This is a genomic window from Sphingomonas sp. Xoc002 (genome assembly GCF_050408055.1).
GTDB classification, from domain to species: domain Bacteria; phylum Pseudomonadota; class Alphaproteobacteria; order Sphingomonadales; family Sphingomonadaceae; genus Sphingomonas; species Sphingomonas yabuuchiae.
Window position 1 is genome coordinate 503,291 of sequence record NZ_CP191175.1, and the last position, 18,731, is coordinate 522,021.

General features: G+C 67.4%; 19 protein-coding genes. 8 read left to right on the forward strand and 11 right to left on the reverse strand.

The genetic code is table 11. The annotated features are described in order from the left end of the window. Nucleotides 1-31: 31 nt before the first annotated feature. Nucleotides 32-481 (forward strand): hypothetical protein, encoded by a 450-nt coding sequence (locus ACQR50_RS02445; RefSeq protein WP_428969678.1) that lies wholly within the window; start codon nucleotides 32-34, stop codon nucleotides 479-481. Nucleotides 482-611: 130 nt separating this feature from the next. Here ACQR50_RS02445 and ACQR50_RS02450 read toward each other — a convergent pair whose 3' ends face one another. From ACQR50_RS02450 to ACQR50_RS02460, 3 genes are all read right to left on the reverse strand, one after another. Then, complete coding sequence (locus ACQR50_RS02450) at nucleotides 612-1,499, reverse strand: TIGR00730 family Rossman fold protein (RefSeq protein ID WP_428969679.1); 888 nt, start codon at nucleotides 1,497-1,499, stop codon at nucleotides 612-614. A 33-nt stretch (nucleotides 1,500-1,532) separates the two neighbouring features. After that, nucleotides 1,533-2,195, reverse strand: a complete 663-nt coding sequence (locus tag ACQR50_RS02455; protein WP_428969680.1) for an extensin family protein — start codon at nucleotides 2,193-2,195, stop codon at nucleotides 1,533-1,535. A gap of 291 nt (nucleotides 2,196-2,486) precedes the next feature. Next, nucleotides 2,487-3,128 (reverse strand): DUF4328 domain-containing protein, encoded by a 642-nt coding sequence (locus ACQR50_RS02460; protein ID WP_428969681.1) that lies wholly within the window; start codon nucleotides 3,126-3,128, stop codon nucleotides 2,487-2,489. 166 nt (nucleotides 3,129-3,294) lie between these two features. Between ACQR50_RS02460 and ACQR50_RS02465 the strand changes: the two genes are divergently transcribed. The 6 genes from ACQR50_RS02465 (at nucleotide 3,295) to ACQR50_RS02490 (ending at nucleotide 9,706) form a co-directional block, all read left to right on the forward strand. Continuing rightward, entirely contained in the window at nucleotides 3,295-4,449 is a 1,155-nt protein-coding gene (locus ACQR50_RS02465) for a phosphoserine transaminase (RefSeq protein ID WP_428969682.1), read from the forward strand. A gap of 170 nt (nucleotides 4,450-4,619) precedes the next feature. Then, entirely contained in the window at nucleotides 4,620-6,197 is a 1,578-nt protein-coding gene (serA, locus tag ACQR50_RS02470; RefSeq protein ID WP_428969683.1) for a phosphoglycerate dehydrogenase, read from the forward strand. 71 nt (nucleotides 6,198-6,268) lie between these two features. Beyond that, complete coding sequence (locus tag ACQR50_RS02475; protein ID WP_428969684.1) at nucleotides 6,269-6,748, forward strand: hypothetical protein; 480 nt, start codon at nucleotides 6,269-6,271, stop codon at nucleotides 6,746-6,748. Between the two features lie 111 nt (nucleotides 6,749-6,859). Beyond that, entirely contained in the window at nucleotides 6,860-7,201 is a 342-nt protein-coding gene (locus ACQR50_RS02480; RefSeq protein ID WP_082442026.1) for an endonuclease domain-containing protein, read from the forward strand. Beyond that, the gene (locus ACQR50_RS02485) at nucleotides 7,198-8,304 is read left to right on the forward strand and encodes an ATP phosphoribosyltransferase regulatory subunit (protein ID WP_428969685.1); all 1,107 of its coding nucleotides are present in this window, start codon (nucleotides 7,198-7,200) and stop codon (nucleotides 8,302-8,304) included. Before ACQR50_RS02480 ends, ACQR50_RS02485 begins: the two co-directional genes overlap by 4 nt. Nucleotides 8,305-8,416: 112 nt before the next feature. After that, nucleotides 8,417-9,706: an adenylosuccinate synthase gene (locus ACQR50_RS02490; RefSeq protein ID WP_322538509.1), complete on the forward strand. Its 1,290-nt coding sequence runs from the start codon at nucleotides 8,417-8,419 to the stop codon at nucleotides 9,704-9,706. 124 nt (nucleotides 9,707-9,830) lie between these two features. On the opposite strand, the gene ACQR50_RS02495 is transcribed toward ACQR50_RS02490, so the two are convergent. From ACQR50_RS02495 to ACQR50_RS02520, 6 genes are all read right to left on the reverse strand, one after another. After that, nucleotides 9,831-10,250, reverse strand: coding sequence for a hypothetical protein (locus ACQR50_RS02495; protein WP_428969686.1), 420 nt, complete (start codon nucleotides 10,248-10,250; stop codon nucleotides 9,831-9,833). A gap of 62 nt (nucleotides 10,251-10,312) precedes the next feature. Then, nucleotides 10,313-11,380 carry a chorismate synthase gene (aroC, locus tag ACQR50_RS02500; RefSeq protein ID WP_428969687.1) on the reverse strand — a complete coding sequence of 356 codons (1,068 nt, stop codon included), beginning with the start codon at nucleotides 11,378-11,380 and terminating at the stop codon, nucleotides 10,313-10,315. Continuing rightward, entirely contained in the window at nucleotides 11,377-11,922 is a 546-nt protein-coding gene (locus tag ACQR50_RS02505; protein ID WP_428969688.1) for a GNAT family N-acetyltransferase, read from the reverse strand. The genes aroC and ACQR50_RS02505 overlap by 4 nt, the downstream gene beginning before the upstream one ends. Nucleotides 11,923-12,129: 207 nt before the next feature. Then, a complete protein-coding gene (gene fabI / locus ACQR50_RS02510) occupies nucleotides 12,130-12,921 on the reverse strand; it encodes an enoyl-ACP reductase FabI (RefSeq protein ID WP_058744888.1) in 792 nt (263 codons plus the stop codon). A gap of 8 nt (nucleotides 12,922-12,929) precedes the next feature. Next, complete coding sequence (locus ACQR50_RS02515; RefSeq protein ID WP_428969689.1) at nucleotides 12,930-13,901, reverse strand: YihY/virulence factor BrkB family protein; 972 nt, start codon at nucleotides 13,899-13,901, stop codon at nucleotides 12,930-12,932. Between the two features lie 7 nt (nucleotides 13,902-13,908). Further along, nucleotides 13,909-14,877: a DnaJ C-terminal domain-containing protein gene (locus ACQR50_RS02520; RefSeq protein WP_184103555.1), complete on the reverse strand. Its 969-nt coding sequence runs from the start codon at nucleotides 14,875-14,877 to the stop codon at nucleotides 13,909-13,911. A gap of 100 nt (nucleotides 14,878-14,977) precedes the next feature. Here ACQR50_RS02520 and ACQR50_RS02525 point away from each other — a divergent pair, with 100 nt between their 5' ends. Continuing rightward, nucleotides 14,978-15,208 (forward strand): hypothetical protein, encoded by a 231-nt coding sequence (locus ACQR50_RS02525; RefSeq protein ID WP_076714885.1) that lies wholly within the window; start codon nucleotides 14,978-14,980, stop codon nucleotides 15,206-15,208. A 125-nt stretch (nucleotides 15,209-15,333) separates the two neighbouring features. Here ACQR50_RS02525 and ACQR50_RS02530 read toward each other — a convergent pair whose 3' ends face one another. Both ACQR50_RS02530 and ACQR50_RS02535 read right to left on the reverse strand, forming a co-directional pair. Next, nucleotides 15,334-16,227: a transglutaminase family protein gene (locus ACQR50_RS02530; protein ID WP_428969690.1), complete on the reverse strand. Its 894-nt coding sequence runs from the start codon at nucleotides 16,225-16,227 to the stop codon at nucleotides 15,334-15,336. A 10-nt stretch (nucleotides 16,228-16,237) separates the two neighbouring features. After that, complete coding sequence (locus tag ACQR50_RS02535) at nucleotides 16,238-18,694, reverse strand: circularly permuted type 2 ATP-grasp protein (protein WP_428969691.1); 2,457 nt, start codon at nucleotides 18,692-18,694, stop codon at nucleotides 16,238-16,240. Nucleotides 18,695-18,731 lie beyond the last annotated feature (37 nt).

Here is an 18,731-nt window from a genome sequence, read left to right on the forward strand (position 1 = left end):
ACGCCCGGCGAACGAAAAGGGTGGCGCGGCTATGCTGATGATCGATACCGGACAGGTTTCCCCGATGCCCGCCTTGCCGTCCTGCGCCATTCCCGGCGCCCGGCCCGAAACCAAGCGCATGGCGGACCTGCCGACGCCGGTGCACGATGCGCTGCTCGCATCGGTCGGACAGCCGATCGCCGAGGCGGGGGCGCCGTTCAATGCCTCGGACGTGGTGCCGCCGAACGCCCCGCCGCGCGTGCGCTTCCTGCGCGCCTACCGCGTGCGCGACCTGTGGCTGGTCTGGGTCGAGAAGGGCGGCATCGGTCACGACTTCCGCCTGCTCGCCTTTCGCGATGCGGCGAAGGGGGCAAGCGTGGCTGTCCCCGTGCCGCATGGGGCTAGCCGCAAGCTGTGCACCGCGTCGCGGGCGATGGCGGGGAAGGGTTCACGCGACAATTATTCCTCCCCTGCAAGGGGAGGTGGCAGGCCGAAGGCCTGACGGAGGGGTGTCACCCCTATCGAGAGCGGGACACCCCTCCACCAGCTTCGCTGGTCCCCCTCCCCTTGCAGGGGAGGAATAGGAAAAAGCCCGCCTTCTTGCGAAGACGGGCTTTGCAAATCGACCGGCGTTACGCCTGTTCGGCTTCCTTGCGGGCGCGTTCCTCGTAGAAGTTGCGGACCACGTCCCACGCCTCTTCGGCGGTTTCGACATAGGTGAAGATGCCGAGATCGCGCTCGGACACCACGCCTTCCTCGACCAGCGCCTCGAAATTGACGACGCGTTCCCAAAAGGCGCGGCCGAACAGCAGGACGGGGATCGGCTGGATCTTGCCCGTCTGGATCAGGGTCAGCAGCTCGAACAGCTCGTCGAACGTGCCGAAGCCGCCCGGGAAGGCCGCCAGTGCGCGGGCGTGCAGCAGGAAGTGCATCTTGCGCAGCGCGAAATAGTGGAACTGAAGGCTCAGCGACGGCGTGACATAGGGGTTGGGCGCCTGCTCGTGCGGCAGGACGATGTTCAGGCCGACCGACTCGGCGCCGACGTCAGCCGCACCGCGATTGGCGGCTTCCATGATCGAAGGACCGCCGCCCGAGCAGACGACGAACTGGCGCATCCCGCGATCGTCGCGGGGCAGGCGGCTGGTGATCTGCGCCAGCTCGCGCGCGATGTCGTAGTATTTGCTCTTGGCGACGAGATTCTCGGCGATCTTGCGCGACTTGTCGTCATGCGCCAGCGTCAGCAGCGCCTCGGCCTTGGCGGGCTCGGGGATGCGCGCCGAGCCGTAGAAGACGAAGGTCGAGGCGATCTTGGCCTCCTCGAGCAGCAGCTGTGCCTTCAGCAGTTCCAGCTGGAAACGGACGGGGCGAAGGTCTTCGCGCAGCAGGAAGTCCATGTCCTGAAAGGCCAGCGTATAGGCGGGGCTTTCGGTCTGCGGCGTCGAGACGATCGTCTTGGCGCTCTCGGCGTCCTGGCTGGCATTGGGGAAGACGCGGTTCGGTACTTGGGTTTTATCGGTCATTTTGGGTGATGTAGGGTATCGCCGGTCCATGCGCTACCGGCAAAAATGTGCGGCATCATCCTCCAGATGCAGGTGGTTGCGATGCGCGGCGTTGTAATCCGGACTTAAAACCGTGCCGAAGCGCTTGCAGGCCGAGGCGCGGATGACCGTCCAGAACTGCCGCACCTGCGGATCGCTCGAATACCAGTCGTTCAGCAGGGTGATCCGCCGCCCGTCCTTCAGCACGAAACCGCCGACATCGACCGCATTGGCCAGCGCATGGCCCGAACGCCGGTCGCCGATCCGCTTGGTCCCGACGATGTTGCGACAGGCATAGGTGCCCATCCCCTCGACCTTGGCCAGCGGCGAGCCCAGGATCTGCCAGGCGGCGGGGGCGACGGCGTTGCGCACCCATCCGGCAAAGGCGCGCGCATTGCCGCATCGCATCGCGGTGACGCCGGTGACGGGCACGCCGATATCGGTCAGCTGCACCGCGCCGTAGAGACCGCAGCCGGGCCCCAGTTCCTTGTCGGGCAGGCGGCGATAATCGACGCCCTCGCGCCGCAGATCGGCCTCGCACTGCGCGGTTTCGCGGATCGGCGGGCGATAGGGTTCGGGGCGCGAGGCCTGCTGAACGGGCCGATCGGGACGCCCGCAGGCGGAGAGGAGCGCCGTCCCCAGGATCGGAACGACGAGAAACGGGGGGACGCGAACCATGCCGCCCCTTGCTCCCTTTGCCGCTGCCTTGGCCAGCCCCGATCAGCCATTCTGAGGCGTGTCTGCGACATGCGCTATTCTTCCCCTCCCCTGGATAGGGGAGAGGGTTAGCGAAGCTTGCCAGCTTGGCTGGCTAGCGCAGCTTGGGTGAGGGGTTGAGCGAGCCAAAGGCTCGCGCGCTGCGCGCCCACCCCTCACCCAGCTCCGACTAAGACTTCGCTCACGCAAAGCCTAAGTCTGCGCAACCCTCTCCCCTCTGCGAGGGGCGAGGGGAGAAAAGCCTCTGTCGACTCAGACGAGCGCGGCTGCCTTATCCTCGGCTGATACCGCAACCTCAGGCATGGTGATGCGCGATGCCTGTCGACGGCCCAGATCGATCAGCAACCGGCACGTCAGCAGCGCCAGCGGCGCATCGATGACGACGCGCACTACATTCGCCCCTAATATCGAAATCCGTTGATCCGGAATTTCTGCCGCCCCGAGGCACATGGCCGTCATGGTGCCGTAGATCGCCGCCATGACCCACAAGCCCCACCACAGGTTCAACCAGATCGGAACTGGTACCCATGCGGGAGCCTCTGGGTCGATAGTGGCGCCGCGCGTTTCCCGAATCCCCTCGAATGGCTTCCAGAGGGCTGCGATCGGCACGAAAAACCAACCGACATTCCAGCCCGGGCTGATCGTCATCGCAGAGTTCCACTGTTGGGCGTTACGATTGACGATATAGACCCAGCGAAAGAAAACGAGATGGTAGAACAAGGTGAGCAGGGCAAACTGATAGAGGGTCGATCCTTGCTCCGCGATCACCCGCTCCGCTGCTTCTGGTGTAACGGCCGCGCTATTCAAAACGCTGATCCGCCACAAATATAATGTCGTCTGGCCCAGGCTGCCGAGCAGCCAAAGACAGGTCAGCGCGACGGTCCACCGGGTCAAACGGCTCGGGTCCCTAAGCATTCGAAATTCCCCCATGGGTGGTTGCCCCTAGATGCAATGTTGCGTCACAACGATTGTGGTTGTCATCTTCGTTCGACATCGCTAGGGCCGTCGACGGGCCACGCGGTCCCAACGCCGCGCGTGCTCTCTGTGAGGAGAGTCTTAAATGACTGATGTGAATACCGCTGACGCCACTCTTGCGCCTGCGAAGCCCGCCACCAAACCGGCGCGTCCCTATTTCTCCAGCGGTCCCTGCGCCAAGCCTCCCGGTTGGGAAGCCGCCAAGCTCGCGACGGACAGCCTCGGCCGTTCGCATCGCTCGAAGATCGGCAAGCAGCGGCTGCAATATTGCATCGACCTGATGCGCGAGCTGCTCAAGCTCCCCGACACCCACCGCATCGGCATCGTCCCCGGCTCCGACACCGGCGCGTTCGAAATGGCGATGTGGACCATGCTGGGCGCGCGCCCCGTCACCACCCTCGCCTGGGAAAGCTTCGGCGAGGGCTGGGTGACCGACGCGGTCAAGCAGCTGAAGCTCGACCCCAATGTCCTGCGCGCCGATTACGGCCAGATCGCGGACCTGGATGCGGTCGACTGGTCGAACGACGTGCTCTTCACCTGGAACGGCACCACCAGCGGCGTGCGCGTGCCGAACGGCGACTGGATCGCCGACGACCGCGAAGGCCTGTCCTTTGCCGACGCGACCAGCGCGGTGTTCGCCTATGACCTGCCCTGGGACAAGATCGATGTCGCGACCTTCTCGTGGCAGAAGGTGCTGGGCGGCGAGGGTGCGCATGGCGTCCTGATCCTCGGGCCCCGCGCGGTCGAGCGTCTGGAGACCTACACCCCCGCCTGGCCGCTGCCCAAGGTGTTCCGCCTGGTGTCGAAGGGCAAGCTGGCCGAGGGCGTCTTTAAGGGCGAGACGATCAACACGCCGTCGATGCTGGCCGTCGAGGACGCGATCTTCGCGCTCGAATGGGGCAAGGGCCTTGGTGGCGCGGAGGCACTCATCAAGCGCTCGGACGCCAATGCGGCGGCCCTCAACAAGATCGTCGAGGAGCGCGACTGGCTCGGCCATCTCGCCGCCGATCCGGCGATCCGCTCGACCACCAGCGTCTGCCTGACGGTCGAGGGCGCGGACGAGGCGGTCATCAAGAAGATGGCCTCGCTGCTCGAAGCGGAAGGCGCGGCCTATGACGTGGCGGGTTACCGCGACGCCCCCGCTGGCCTGCGCATCTGGTGCGGCGCTACGGTCGAAACCGCCGATATCGAGGCGCTCGGCCCCTGGCTCGACTGGGCCTACGCGACCGCCAAGGCCTGACCTTTCAAAGCCCTCTCCCCATCGGGGAGAGGGTTGGGTGAGGGGCGATGCTGGGCTAATCGGCCAGTGTGTCGCCAAGCCCCAACCCCTCACCCCGACCCTCTCCCCAGGGGAGAGGGAGCATTGCTTCTCTGCGCCTACGCGCGCCCCAATTCCCCGGAGCTTTCCCCATGCCCAAAGTTCTCATCAGCGACAAAATGGACCCCAAGGCCGCCCAGATCTTCCGCGAGCGCGGGGTCGAGGTCGACGAAATCACCGGCAAGACGCCCGAAGAGCTGAAGGCGATCATCGGCGAATATGACGGTCTGGCGATCCGCAGCTCGACCAAGGTCACCAAGGAAATCCTCGAGCACGCGACGAACCTGAAGGTCGTCGGCCGCGCCGGGATCGGTGTCGACAATGTCGACATCCCCGCCGCCAGCGCCAAGGGCGTGGTGGTGATGAACACGCCGTTCGGCAACTCGATCACCACCGCCGAACACGCCATCGCTCTGATGTTCGCACTCGCCCGCCAGCTGCCCGAGGCCGATGCCTCGACCCAGGCCGGCAAGTGGGAGAAGAACCGCTTCATGGGCGTCGAGCTGACGTCCAAGACGCTGGGCCTGATCGGTGCGGGCAATATCGGCTCGATCGTCGCCGACCGCGCGCTGGGGCTTCGCATGAAGGTCGTCGCCTTCGACCCGTTCCTGACGCCCGAGCGCGCGCTGGAGATGGGCGTCGAGAAGGTGACGCTGGACGAGCTGCTCGCCCGCGCCGACTTCATCACGCTGCACACGCCGCTGACCGACCAGACCCGCAACATCCTGTCGGCCGAGAACCTCGCCAAGACCAAGAAGGGCGTGCGCATCATCAACTGCGCGCGCGGCGGCCTGATCGACGAGGACGCGCTGAAGGCAGGGCTCGATTCGGGTCATATCGGCGGCGCGGCGCTCGACGTGTTCAAGGTCGAACCGGCCAAGGAAAGCCCATTGTTCGGCACGCCCAACTTCATCTCGACCCCGCATCTGGGCGCGTCGACCACCGAAGCGCAGGTCAATGTCGCGATCCAGGTCGCCGAGCAGCTGGCCGATTTCCTGGTCTCGGGCGGCGTCACCAACGCGCTCAACATGCCCAGCCTGACCGCCGAGGAAGCGCCGAAGTTGAAGCCGTACATGGCGCTGGCCGAAAAGCTGGGCTCGCTGGTCGGCCAGCTGTCGCATGGCGCGGTCACGGGCATCGCGATCGAGGCGGAGGGGGCCGCCGCCGCGCTCAACCTCAAGCCGATCACGGGCGCCGTGCTGGCGGGCTTCATGCGCGTCCATTCGGACACGGTGAACATGGTCAACGCGCCGTTCCTCGCCAAGGAGCGTGGGCTCGACGTGCGCGAAGTGCGTCATGACCGCGAGGGCGATTACCACACGCTGGTCCGCGTGACGGTGACGACGGCGGACGGCGAGCGCTCGGTCGCGGGCACGCTGTTCGGCGATCAGGCTCCGCGCCTGGTCGAACTGTTCGGCATCAAGGTCGAGGCCGATCTCGCCGGGCCGATGTTGTACGTCGTCAACGAGGACGCGCCGGGCTTTATCGGCCGTCTCGGCACCACGTTGGGCGAGGCGGGCGTCAACATCGGCACCTTCCACCTCGGTCGCCGCTCGGCGGGCGGCGAGGCAGTGCTGCTGCTCTCGGTCGACGAGGCGGTGGATGCGGAGCTGCTGGGCAAGGTCAAGGCGCTGCCGGGCGTGAAGACCGCCATGGGGCTGGTGTTCTGATCTCGCCCTTATTGACGTGAAAGACGGGCTGGATACTCCTTGGGGTGTCCGGCCCTTTTTTCTGGTGTGCCATGCGTGATGTCAGGTCCTTTTTGCAGGCCGTATTGATCGGCGGCTTTGTCGGGGCCGCGCCGTTTCTGTGGTTCACTATTGGGTTGTCGACCTATGCATTCGATAAAAGCGATGGCGGCAGAGTGTCTGATTTCGCCCAGGCCTTATGGTTTGCCTTGCTACCTTTGACGATTTCGTGCGCGATTGTCCTTGCCGCCGCTATCATGATCGGCCTTCCTCTGACGTGGTTCCTAAGGCGCAGAGGTTATGCCAGCGGCGGCGTCTATATCGTGTCAGGTGCTTGGACAGGATTGTTGATTTCCATCGTCGCGCTTTTATTGGCTGGCATTTCGGACGCATACTGGTTCGCTCTTCTGGGGGCGTTCAGCGGCGCAGCGACGAGCGGGAGCTGGTCACGCTCGATGCGCCGTTTGGAACTTAGTAGTAACATACCTGCTGACACTAAAAGCCCTCTCCCCGCTGGGGAGAGGGTTGGGTGAGGGGCGGGGGCTGGGCCGCCACGTTTCGCCTGGCCCCAGCCCCTCACCCCGACCCTCTCCCCAGTGGGGAGAGGGAGTGGTATGCTTTTTGAAACAGGGGGCTGCCATCTTATGCAGACTGATCCGGTACTCCGCGATCGCGCCCGCGCCATGCGTCGGGAGATGACCGAGCCCGAAAAACGCCTCTGGCTGATCCTGCGCGACCGTCGCTTCCACGGCATCAAATTCTCCCGCCAGGTCGCGATCGGCCCCTATATCGCCGACTTCGCCGCGCGGTCCCACAAGCTGGTCATAGAGGTTGACGGCGATACGCATAACGACCAATCACGCGACGCCCACCGTACCACCTGGCTCCAAGGCCGAGGCTATGCGGTGATCCGCTTCCAAAACGCGGATGTCATGACCAACCCCGACGGCGTGGCGCACACGCTGATGAACAGGCTTATCCGATGACCGCGCTCCTTCCCGAAGGCTATCACGACCGTCTTCCCCCCTATGCCGATGCCGCCGCCTCGGTCGAGGCGCGGGTGCTGGAGGCGGCGCGGCTGCATGGCTATGAGCGCGCCGATCCGCCGTCGATCGAGTTTGCCGAGGCGCTGGGCTCGCGGCTGAAGGCGGGTGGCTTGCATGACGCGGTGCGCTTCGTCGATCCGGTGTCGCAGCGGACGCTGGCGATCCGGCCCGACCTGACCGCGCAGGTGGCGCGCATCGCCGCCACCCGCATGGGCCATCACCCGCGCCCGGTGCGTCTGTCCTATGCGGGCACGGTCGTCCGCCTGCGCGGCTCCGAACTGGCGCCCGCGCGTGAGTGGCGGCAGATCGGGGCGGAGCTGATCGGCCTCGACTCGACCGCCGCCGCCACCGAGGTGGTGCGCGTGGCGGTCGAGGCTCTGGTCGCCGCAGGCACGACGGGCATTTCGATCGACTTCACGCTGCCCGATCTGGTCGACCTGCTGGCCGCCGGGCCGCTGCCGGTCGCTGCCGATCAGGTGGCAGCGTTGCGCGATCGGCTGGACGCCAAGGATGCGGGCGGGGTCGCGGCGATTGCGCCCGACTATCTGCCGCTGGTCGAGGCCGCCGGGCCGTTCGCGACGGCGATGGAGCGGCTGCGCGCGTTTGACACCCAGGGGGTGCTTGCCAGCCGCCTCGATGCGCTGGAGGCGATTGCGGCGGCGCTGGGCGAGGGCGTGTCGATGACGCTCGACCCGACCGAGCGCCATGGTTTCGAGTTTCAGAGCTGGCTGGGCTTCTCGCTGTTCGTCGCTGGCCCTCCGCGTGAGGTCGGGCGCGGCGGCACCTATACGATCTTCCATGAGGACGGCGCGGAGGAGAAGGCCACCGGTTTCTCACTCTATGCCGATGCCATCGTCGCCACCGCGCCGCCGACCGAGCGGCGGCGGCTGTTCCTGCCCTTCGGCACCGCGCCTGAAACGGGCGCCTTGCTCCGGGCGCAGGGCTGGGTGACGGTGCAGGCGCTGGAGGAAGGCGACACGCCCGAAGCACAGCTTTGCACCCATATCCTCGACAACGGCCAGCCGACCGCCATCGCCGGTTGACATAGGGGGCCGCGTCCCGCTAGGCGCGCCCCGCACATTATTGGAAACCCCCATCCGCCGAGTCCTGTCGAAGGGCGCATGGGGTCCGTCCGGCAGGCGGAGCATAGCATCCATGGCAAATGTAGCAGTCATCGGCGCGCAATGGGGCGACGAAGGCAAGGGCAAGATCGTCGACTGGCTGGCCGAGCGCGCCGACATGGTCGTCCGCTTTCAGGGCGGGCATAATGCCGGTCATACGCTGGTCGTCGGCGAGAATGTCTACAAGCTGTCGCTGCTTCCCTCGGGCATCGTTCGCGGCACCCCCAGCGTCATCGGCAACGGCGTCGTCCTCGACCCCTGGGCGCTGAAGGCCGAGATCGAGCGTCTGGCCGAGCAGGGCGTCCATGCCTCGCCCGAGACGCTGCGCGTCGCCGACAACTGCCCGCTGATCCTGCCGATCCACCGCGACTTGGACGGTCTGCGCGAAGACGCCAGCGGCGCGGGCAAGATCGGCACGACGCGGCGCGGTATCGGCCCGGCATACGAGGACAAGGTCGGCCGTCGCGCGATCCGCGTGTGCGACCTGGCGCATTTGGACGACCTCGGTCCGCAGCTCGATCGCCTGTGCGCGCATCACGACGCGCTGCGCGCCGGGTTCGGCGAGCCGCCGGTCGATCGCGAGCGGCTGCTGGCCGATCTGCGCGAGATCGCGGCCTTCGTCCTGCCCTTTGCCAAGCCGGTGTGGCGCGATCTCAACGAGGCGCGCAGCGGCGGCAAGCGTATCCTGTTCGAGGGTGCGCAGGGCGTGCTGCTCGACATCGACCATGGCACCTATCCCTTCGTCACCTCGTCCAACACCATCGCGGGTGCGGCGGCGGGTGGTTCGGGCCTGGGGCCGTCGGGCGTCGGCTTCGTGCTGGGCATCGCCAAGGCGTACACCACCCGCGTCGGCTCGGGCCCGTTCCCGACCGAGCTGGAGGACGAGACGGGCCAGCGCCTGGGCGAGCGTGGACATGAGTTCGGCACCGTCACCGGCCGCAAGCGCCGCTGCGGCTGGTTCGACTCGGTGCTGGTGCGCCAGTCGGCAGCGGTCGGCGGGATCACCGGCATCGCGCTGACCAAGATCGACGTGCTCGACGGGTTCGACGAGGTGAAGATCTGCGTCGGCTACAAGCTGGGCGACGAGACGCTCGACTATTATCCGACCCATGCGGCGGATCAGGCCAAGGTCGTCCCCGTCTATGAGACGATGGAAGGCTGGCAGGAGTCGACGGCGGGTGCGCGGAGCTGGGCCGATCTGCCCGCCCAGGCCATCAAGTACATCCGCCGGATCGAGGAGCTGATCCGCTGCCCCGTGGCGCTCGTGTCGACCAGCCCGGAGCGCGAGGACACGATCCTGGTTCGCGATCCCTTCGCGGATTGATCCTGGAGGCCCCGGCGGAAGTCGGGGCCTTTTTTTTGGCAGGTTTCCCTTGCCCCGGAACACAGCAAAAGGCCCGGCCGCTTGCGCGACCGGGCCCTTGTCGTAGTGACGAACCTGAAAGGGATTACATGCCGCCGCTGCTGCCCGGCGGCGTGGTGGTCCCACCGCTGGTGCCGGTGCCGACCTGGCCGCTGGTGGTCGCATCGGCGCCCAGTGTGCCGCCGTTTACCGAGCCGCTGCCGCTCATGGTCGACGATCCGGTCGCATCCGGCAGGGTCGAGGGGGTGTTGACCGTGCTGTCCGGCGTGGTCGTCCGGCTGCGGCTCTTGCCGCGCGTCGTCGAGCGGGTGGTGGTGCCGGGCGTCGTGCTCATCGTGTCACCGGGCTGGCCCATGGTCTGGCCCGGCATGGTCTGACCCGGCATCGACTGGCCCGGTGCGGTGGTCTGTCCCGACATCCCGCCGGTCGTGCCGCCCGACACCTGGGCGAAGCCCGCGGCGGGGATCACAAGCGCGGCGGCGGCGATTACATGCATGTAACGCATCGATTCTCTCCTGCTTTATTCTCGCAATGGTTAACGAGGCAGGAGAACGTCCGTTCCTTTAGTTAACCACATTGGCCGCGATGAAGCAACGCCTGATCGGCTAAAACCAGGGCGACCATCGCCTCGACCACGGGAACGCCGCGAATGCCGACACAGGGATCGTGACGGCCCTTGGTGGCGATCTGCGTCTCTTCGCCGGTGCGGGTGATGGTGTCGACGGGGGTCAGGATCGAACTGGTCGGCTTGAACGCGACGCGCATCGTGACGGGCTGGCCGGTGGCGATGCCGCCCGCGATGCCGCCCGCATGATTGGCCAGGAAGCGCGGGCCACCATTGCCGGCGCGCATCGGATCGGCATTCTGCTCACCGGTCAGCGCAGCGGCGGCGAACCCGTCGCCGATCTCGAAACCCTTGACCGCATTGATGCTCATGCAGGCGGAGGCGAGTTCGCTGTCCAGCTTGGCATAAAGCGGCGCGCCCCAGCCTGCTGGAACGCCGGTCGCCTCGCACGCCACGACCGCGCCGACCGAGGAGCCGGACTTGCGCGCGCCGTCGACGATCGCTTCCCAGCGTTCGGCGGCCGCCGCATCGGGGCAGAAAAAGGGGTTGGCGTCGATCTGCGCATCGTCGAACGCGTCGTAATCGATCCGGTCGCCGCCGATCGACTCGACCCAGGCGCGAATCCTCACCTGAGGGATCACCGCACGCGCGACCGCGCCGGCCGCGACCCGCGCCGCCGTCTCGCGCGCCGAGGAACGCCCGCCGCCGCGATAGTCGCGAAAGCCGTACTTCGCGTCATAGGCATAATCGGCATGGCCGGGGCGATAGGCGAGCGCGACGTTGCCGTAATCCTTGGACCGCTGGTCGACATTCTCGATCATCAGGCTGATCGGGGTGCCGGTGGTTTTGCCCTCGAACACGCCGGACAGGATGCGGACCTGATCCGGCTCGCGGCGTTGCGTCGTGAAGCGGCTGGTGCCGGGGCGGCGCTTGTCGAGCCAGGGCTGGATGTCCTCTTCGGACAGGGCGATCCCCGGCGGGCACCCGTCGACCACCGCGCCCAGCGCCGGGCCATGGCTCTCGCCCCAGGTGGTGAAGCGGAACAGGCGGCCGAAACTGTTGAAGCTCACGCAGCATCTCCCAGCCGGGCAAAGGCCGGCGCATGTGTGGCGGCCCCGCGCACGCCGCAGGGGATCAGGCCGCCCTGCAGCGGGGCGGCCAGGAAATAGTCGCCCGCATAGGGGCTGTCGAAACCGCTCGCGACATCGGCGGCGAAACCGAAGCGGCCGTAGAAAGCGGGATCGCCCAGCGCGAAGCACAGGACGACGCCTTCCTTCTCCAGCCGTTCCAGCCCGGCGGCGACCAGCGCCTCGCCGACGCCCTGCTGCCGCCAGTCTCGCGCGACCGCGATGGGGGCGAGTGCGACCGAATTGATCGACTTGCCGCCGATCTCGACGGCCATCCGGCTGAAGGCGATCGCGCCGATCAGGCCGTCCGTGGCCTCGTCGATCGCGACCAGCATCAGCACCATGTCGCCCTCCACGCACAGGTCGCGGACCAAGGCGGCTTCGGCGGGGGCGGGGAAGCTGGCGACGAGCAGCGCGTCGAGCGCGGCGACGTCCTGCCCTTGGGCCGGGCGGATGGTGATGGCGGCGGTGGGCTGGTCGGACATGACTTGGTCTTTAGCGTCGCCGGGGCGCAAGGCGCGATAGATAATGTTGGCCGCCCATTCCTCCCCTGTAAGGGGAGGTGGCAGGCCGCAGGCCTGACGGAGGGGTGTCGGCATTCGCGATGGCGGGCTGTCCTCGCCACCGCCCATGCCCCTCCACCATGCTCCGCATGGTCCCCCTCCCCAAGCGGAGCTTGGGGAGGATTGGGGTTACGCCAGCGCGATGTCCGGTGCGTCTTCGGCCTTCATGCCGATGACATTATACCCGGCGTCGACATGGTGTATCTCGCCCGTCACGCCCGAGGACAGGTCGGACAGCATGTACAGGCCCGCACCGCCGACATCCTCGATGGTCACGGTGCGGCGCAGCGGCGCGTTCAGCTCGTTCCACTTCAGGATATAGTTGAAGTCGCCGATGCCGCGCGCGGCCAGCGTCTGGATCGGACCCGCCGAGATGGCATTGATGCGGATATTCTCCGGGCCGAGGTCGACCGCGAGATACTTCACGCTGGTCTCCAGCGCCGCCTTGGCCACGCCCATGACGTTGTAATGCGGGATGACCTTTTCCGCGCCATAATAGGTCAGCGTCAGGATCGAGCCGCCCTCGGGCATCATCGTCCGCGCGCGCTGGGCGACGGCGACCAGCGAATAGGCCGAGATGTTCATGGTCATCAGGAAATTGTCGAGCGTGGTGTCGTAATATTTTCCACGCAACTGCGACTTGTCCGAAAAGCCGATGGCATGAACCACGAAGTCGATCGTCGGCCACTCGGCCTTCAGATCGGCGAACAGCTTGTCGAGCGACTCCATCTCGGACACGTCGCAATCGAACAGGCGCGCCACGCCCAGCTGTTCGGCCAACGGGCGGACCCGCTTTTCCATCGCCGCGCCCTGATACGAAAAGGCGAGCTCCGCGCCCGCCTCCGAAAGCTGCTTGGCGATGCCCCAGGCCAGCGATTTGTCATTGGCCAGGCCCATGATGAGCCCCCGCTTGCCTGCCATCAATCCGTTCACGCCGTTACCGCTCCTGCCGGTTCACTTCCATCAATCCCCCTCTCTAGCGCCGGTTCGGGGGGTTCCGCCAGTGCCGCGTTCAAATGCGCGCCGAAAACCAGCCCCAGGCCGATCAGATAGAAGAACAGCAGCATCACGACGACGCCCGCCAGGCTGCCATAGGTCAGGTCATAGCCACCCAGCTTGGACAGCACCCAAGGCAGCAGCGCGGTCATGCTGACCCACCAGGCGGCGGTGAACAAAGCCCCCGGCCATTTCGGGCAATCGCTCTCGCGATATTTGCCGGGCGTGACCGAGTAGAAGAGCAGGTAGAGCGCCCCGAACATGACCGCGCCGGGGATGAGCCGCGACAGCCCGACCCAGCCGGCCACGTCCTGCGAAAAGGGGACGAGGCGATAGATGAACTGCTCCGCCGCCGTCAGGATACCGGCCGCCAGGAACGACAACAGCGCGACGACGACCGAGGCGATCATCACCAGCGTGGAGGACAGCCGCGATTTCCAGAAGGCTGCCGTCGCCTTTACGCCATAGGCGCGGTGGAAGATGTCGCGGATCGTCTCGATGAACCCGCCGACCGTCCATAGGCCGACCAGCCCGCCCAGCCACAACAGCGATCCGGTCCGTGCCGCCAGCACGTCGGAGATGGGCTTGCGCAACAGCTCGCTGACATCGGGGGGCAGGACGTGGAGGAAGCTCTCCACCGCATGCTGCGTCTCGTTGCTCTGCCCGAACAGCGACAGCAGCGCGGCGGTGGTGATGAAGAAGGGGAACAGCGTCATCAACGCCAGATAGGCGAGGTTCCCGGCGTGGATGAACCCGTCGTTGAACACGCCCAGGCTCGTTCGCTTCAGGATTTCAAAAGCATAGGAGCCGGGCCGGACCTTGGCGATCTGCCGGTCCAGCCGCTGGCGAGCCCTGCCGGGATGGTGCGCGCGTTCTTCTGGAGTCAGGCCGTTCACATCGCTCATGGAACGATCAGACGCCCATGGCGGCCCTCGGGTTCCTGCCGTCGGTCCATTCCGCCGCAAACTGTTGCAGCGCGGCATCATCGGCGGGGATGTCGATCATCAGCGTGATCAGCTGGTCGCCGCGCCCGCCATCCTTCTTGTGAAAGCCCTTGCCCTTCAGGCGCAGCGTCTTGCCCGAACTGGTGCCCTTGGGCACGGTCAGCATCACCGGACGCTCGACCGTCGGCGCCTTCACCTGGCCGCCCAGCACCGCCTCGGCCAACGAGATGGGCAGGTCCAGCCGGACATCGTCGCCGTCGCGGGTGAAGAAGGCGTGGGGCACGACCTCGATCGTGATGATCGCGTCGCCGGGACCGCCGGGGCCTTGCTCGCCCTTGCCGCCAAGACGCATCTGGGTGCCGCTCTCGACCCCGGCGGGCAGTTTCAGGTCGATGGTCTTGCCATCGGCCAGCGTGATCCGCTGCGGGCTGAGCGTGGCGGCGTCGACAAAGGGAACGCGCAGGGCATAGGCGCTGTTCGCGCCCTTGGCGGCCGAACGGCCCCGTCCGCCGAACCCGCCAAAGCCGCCCGAAAAACCGCCGCGCCCGGCACCGCTGAACATCCCCTCGAAGATATCCGACATGTCGGCGCCCTCGCCGCCGAAATCGAATTGCTGGCGAAAGCCGCCCCCGGCTCCACCAGCGCCGCCCGCACCCGGGCGCGGACCGCCGCCGAAACCGCCGGGGCCGCCGCTATAGCCGAAGGGCGAGGTGGGGTTGCCGTCGCCGTCGATCTCGCCCCGGTCGAACCGGGCGCGCTTGTCCTTGTCGTTCAGCAGATCATAGGCGTTGGTGACCTGGCTGAACTTCTCGGCCGCTTTCGGATTGTCCTTGTTGCGGTCGGGATGCAGTTCCTTCGCCAGCTTGCGATAGGCTTTCTTGATATCGGCTTCGCTGGCCATGCGGCTCACGCCCAGCGTCTGATATGGATCGGCCACTCTGTTCCCCGTTGGCAGTGTATTACCTTCTCATGTGGGGGAGTCCGTGCCGGAGCGCAATCCGTTCCCCATGCGTTGAGCCGTCGGAAGGAGACGGATCATGACCGAACCGATGCAGGCCGTTGGCAAGGACGGAAAAAAGGGCGCGCCGGACGGCGTTTCGGATGCGCCGGGCAAACATGGCGGCGAGAGCCAGGGCGGCGGTTACGAAGGCGTGCCCGAGCGCGAAGGCGATTTCCATGGCGGCCAGAGCGGCGCGGCCTATCACGGCAAGGGCGGGCATCCGGACCCGGACAAGGACAATCCCAATGCGGTGACGGAAGAGGGCTGATCTTCCGTCCGTTCAGCCTGGGCGAAGCCGAAGGCCCCGGGAAAAGGCTCGCGGCAGGGTGCAGACCATGCACCTCGGCTTCGCTCGGTGCGAACGGAGGGAGGATCGAGGCGGGGAGGGCTGGCCTAGGCCGCCACCATTTCCTCCAACGGCGCGACGTCGACACTGACGTCCATCTTCTGCGCTCCCGAGCCTAGGACGACGCCATCGACCGGCGCGATTTCGGCATAGTCGCGGCCGACCGCGACGATGATGTGGTCGCCCGCCATCCAGGTGCCGTTGGTCGGATCGACCCCGACCCAGCCATGCTCCGGCCCGCCCCAAATCAGCACCCAGGCATGGGTCGCGTCCGCGCCGACCAGCCGCGCCTGGCCGGGCGGCGGCAGCGTGCGGATATAGCCCGAGGCATAGGCCGCCGGGATGCCCGCTGCGCGTAAGCCCGTGATCATGATCTGCGCAAAGTCCTGGCAGACGCCGCGCCGCTGGCGGAACGCCTCGGCCGGGGGCGTGTCGACCAAAGTGGCGGCGGGGTCGAAGGCGAATTCGCGCTGGATGCGGTTGGCGAGCGCGAATCCGGCTTCCAGCGCGCCGCGTTCCGGCGACAGGTCCGGCGCGCACCATTCGGCAATGGCGGGGTCGAGCGGGATCAGCGGCGAGGGGAAGATGTAATTGGCCGGGCTCGCCGCCGACAGGTCGCGGCTGCTTCGGGCGAGCGCGGAGACTTCGGCCAGTGTCGGATCATTCGGGGACGGCATCGGCACCGGACGATCGACGACCATGCGCGCGCGGCTCTCGATGGTCAGGCTGCGCACCGGCCGGTCGACGACCAGCCGGGTGACATGCGCCAGCCCCGCCTCGGCATGGGCGGCGCGGGTGCGGCCGACCGGCTCGACGATCAGGTCGTAAGACTCCAGCGTCTGGCCGGGCCAGTCGATCGGCTTCAGCCGCAGATTGCAGCGCGCATATTTGACCTGCGCGCCGTAATCGAAGCGGGTGATGTGGCGGATGTCGTAGATCATGCCCCGTCTCTCATGCCAGGGTAAGTCCCCCGGCGCGCAACGGCTCCGCGCCTTGCAGGAAATAGCGGCGCGCGATCGCTTCCGACAGCAGGCCCAGCCGCCGCTCGACATCGCCCAGCGTATCGGCGTCGAGCGTGCGGGCGTCCGCCGTTTCCAACGCGGCGCGGATGGCGATGGCCTGGGCCTGTTGCGGTTCGGCCATGTCATCGTCGGACAGGACGGGCAGGCGCGACAGGCAGTCGGCGATGCGCGCGGTCTGATAGGCGAGCGCGCGCGGGTTGTTGGGATCGAGCGCGACCAGATCGACCACCGCGACGCGCGCCAGGCCGGTCGGATAACGCTGGCGATAGCTGATCTGGCTGTTGGCGAGGTCGAGCAGGGTGGACAGGTCGTCCGCCGACGCGCCCGCCATGCCGAACAGTCGAGTCGCGCGCGCCACCGCCACGGCCCGCTCGACGCGGCGACCGAGATCGTGGAAGCGCCAGGCGGTCGTGCGCACCATATGCTCGGCCGACAGTCCGGCGATCGCGGCATAGCGGCGTTGCAGCGATCCTGCCCGGTCGAGCATCCCGGCATGGCTGGGGAAGGGGGCTTCCAGCAGTCGCACCATGTCGGCGGACAGGCGGTCGCGCGATCCTTCGCTGATCCCGCGCGCCAGCCGGTTGATGCGGGCGACCGAATGAAAGCCCTCATCCTCCATCGCGGTGCGCGCGAACTGGGTGAGCGCGGCGCGGTGCAGGCTGTCGGGATGCGGGGCCGCGCCGCCGCCGGTGATGAGGCCGACCAGCCGCCCGACCGTACGCGGGTCGAGCGCGGCGCCGCCATCGACGTCGATCGAATTGCCCAGCATCACGCGGATCGCGGCGAGCAGCGCTTCGCCCCGCTCCAGATAGCGGCCCAGCCAGTAGAAATTGTCCGCCACCCGGCTGGGCAACGTCCCCGGATTGCGCCGGACATGCAGCGAATCGGGGTCGGCGAGCAGCGATATCGGCGTCACCGGCTCCGGCCCATGGATGCAGACATCGGCGGACCACAGCCCTTCGCCGATCATCGCCGCGGTCGCCTCGGGATGGTCGCCGATTCGGCCGAAGCCGCCGGGCATGACGGTCCACCGCCCCTCGCCGTCGCGTGCGGCAAAGACGCGCAAGGTGAAGGGGCGCGGCTCCAGCCGGTCGCCGATGACCACGGGCATGGTCGACAGGCGCACCATCTCCTGCCCGACATAATCCTGCGGCCGTTTCGCCATGTCGGTGAGCAGCGTGGCGCGCTCCTCGGCCGACAGGCTCGCGCCCGTGCGAGCTCCATCGGGCAGGCCCAGCGGGCGGGGGCCGAAGGCGGGGGCGATCAGCAGCGTATCAAGATGCTCGGCGACATGCGCGGCCTGGCGCGGCCCACCGCACCACCAGGTCGCGATATTGGGCAGCATCAGCGGCACACCCGCCAGAGCCTGTGCCAGCGCGGGCAGGAAGGCGGAGACGGCGGGGCTTTCCAGCACCCCCGCGCCGGGGGCGTTGGCGATCACCACCTGCCCCTCGACATAGGCGTCGATCAGGCCGGGCACGCCGATCTGCGAATGGCTGTCGAACGCCAGCGGGTCGAGCAGCCGGGGATCGAGCCGCCGCCACAGCGCGTCGATCCGCTTCAGCCCCGCGACGGTGCGGACATAGACCTGCCCCTCGATCGCGGCGAGGTCCGCGCCCTCGACCAGCAACAGGCCGAGATAGCGGGCGAGATGCGCCTGTTCCGGGTAGCTCGGGTTGAACCGGCCCGGCGTCAGCAGGCCGATGCGTGGATCGGTGCGGCGGCATTGGGCGGCGAGACCGGCGCGGAAGGCGGCGAAGAAGGGCGCGTGCCGCTGCACGTTCAGCCGGTTCTGCAGGCCGCCCAGCGTCCGGCTGACCGCCAGCCGGTTCTCCAGCGCATAGCCCGCCCCCGCCGGGTTGCGCAGATGATCGGCCAGCACGCGCCACTCGCCGTCCGGCCCGCGCGCCAGGTCGAAGGCGACGAAGCTCAGATGATGGCCGCCGGACGGGCGCACCCCGACCATCGGGCGCAGGAAATAGGGGCTGCCGGTCGCCAGCGCTGCGGGGATGAGGCCTTCCGCCACCAGCCGACCGGGGCCGTAGAGATCGGCGAGGATCGTCTCCAGCAGCGCGGCCCGCTGGATCACCCCCGCCTCGATCCCCGCCCATTCTCGTGTGTCGATCAGCAAGGGGACGGGCGAGACGGGCCAGGGCCGCTCGTCAGTTTCGCCGATGATGCGAAAGCCGGTGCCGATATCGGCGGCGTGGCGCTGCACCCGCTCGCGCGCATGGGCCAGGTTGCTGGCGACGGCGGCCAGTTCCTCCAGCATGGCGGGCCAGGCCGGGTCGTGGGAACCCGCCAGCACGTCCGCGCCGGGGGCGGCCGCGCGATAGGCGTCGATCCAGGCGGCGGCCTGCGCGGGGCTATCCTCCGAGGGGTCCATCGGCGGGGAAAATCGCCGGATCGGCCCAAGGTTGCAA

What these genes read in the sequence shown, in the direction of transcription:
- ACQR50_RS02525 (WP_076714885.1), top strand. Translation starts at nt 14,978, where the DNA reads ATGACCGAACCGATGCAGGCCGTTGGCAAGGACGGAAAAAAGGGCGCG.
- ACQR50_RS02495 (WP_428969686.1), bottom strand. Translation starts at nt 10,250, where the DNA reads ATGCGTTACATGCATGTAATCGCCGCCGCCGCGCTTGTGATCCCCGCC.
- serA (WP_428969683.1), top strand. Translation starts at nt 4,620, where the DNA reads ATGCCCAAAGTTCTCATCAGCGACAAAATGGACCCCAAGGCCGCCCAG.
- ACQR50_RS02505 (WP_428969688.1), bottom strand. Translation starts at nt 11,922, where the DNA reads ATGTCCGACCAGCCCACCGCCGCCATCACCATCCGCCCGGCCCAAGGG.
- ACQR50_RS02480 (WP_082442026.1), top strand. Translation starts at nt 6,860, where the DNA reads ATGCAGACTGATCCGGTACTCCGCGATCGCGCCCGCGCCATGCGTCGG.
- ACQR50_RS02465 (WP_428969682.1), top strand. Translation starts at nt 3,295, where the DNA reads ATGACTGATGTGAATACCGCTGACGCCACTCTTGCGCCTGCGAAGCCC.
- ACQR50_RS02445 (WP_428969678.1), top strand. Translation starts at nt 32, where the DNA reads ATGCTGATGATCGATACCGGACAGGTTTCCCCGATGCCCGCCTTGCCG.
- ACQR50_RS02485 (WP_428969685.1), top strand. Translation starts at nt 7,198, where the DNA reads ATGACCGCGCTCCTTCCCGAAGGCTATCACGACCGTCTTCCCCCCTAT.
- ACQR50_RS02515 (WP_428969689.1), bottom strand. Translation starts at nt 13,901, where the DNA reads ATGAGCGATGTGAACGGCCTGACTCCAGAAGAACGCGCGCACCATCCC.
- ACQR50_RS02530 (WP_428969690.1), bottom strand. Translation starts at nt 16,227, where the DNA reads ATGATCTACGACATCCGCCACATCACCCGCTTCGATTACGGCGCGCAG.
- ACQR50_RS02450 (WP_428969679.1), bottom strand. Translation starts at nt 1,499, where the DNA reads ATGACCGATAAAACCCAAGTACCGAACCGCGTCTTCCCCAATGCCAGC.
- ACQR50_RS02490 (WP_322538509.1), top strand. Translation starts at nt 8,417, where the DNA reads ATGGCAAATGTAGCAGTCATCGGCGCGCAATGGGGCGACGAAGGCAAG.
- fabI (WP_058744888.1), bottom strand. Translation starts at nt 12,921, where the DNA reads ATGGCAGGCAAGCGGGGGCTCATCATGGGCCTGGCCAATGACAAATCG.
- ACQR50_RS02475 (WP_428969684.1), top strand. Translation starts at nt 6,269, where the DNA reads ATGCGTGATGTCAGGTCCTTTTTGCAGGCCGTATTGATCGGCGGCTTT.
- ACQR50_RS02455 (WP_428969680.1), bottom strand. Translation starts at nt 2,195, where the DNA reads ATGGTTCGCGTCCCCCCGTTTCTCGTCGTTCCGATCCTGGGGACGGCG.
- ACQR50_RS02535 (WP_428969691.1), bottom strand. Translation starts at nt 18,694, where the DNA reads ATGGACCCCTCGGAGGATAGCCCCGCGCAGGCCGCCGCCTGGATCGAC.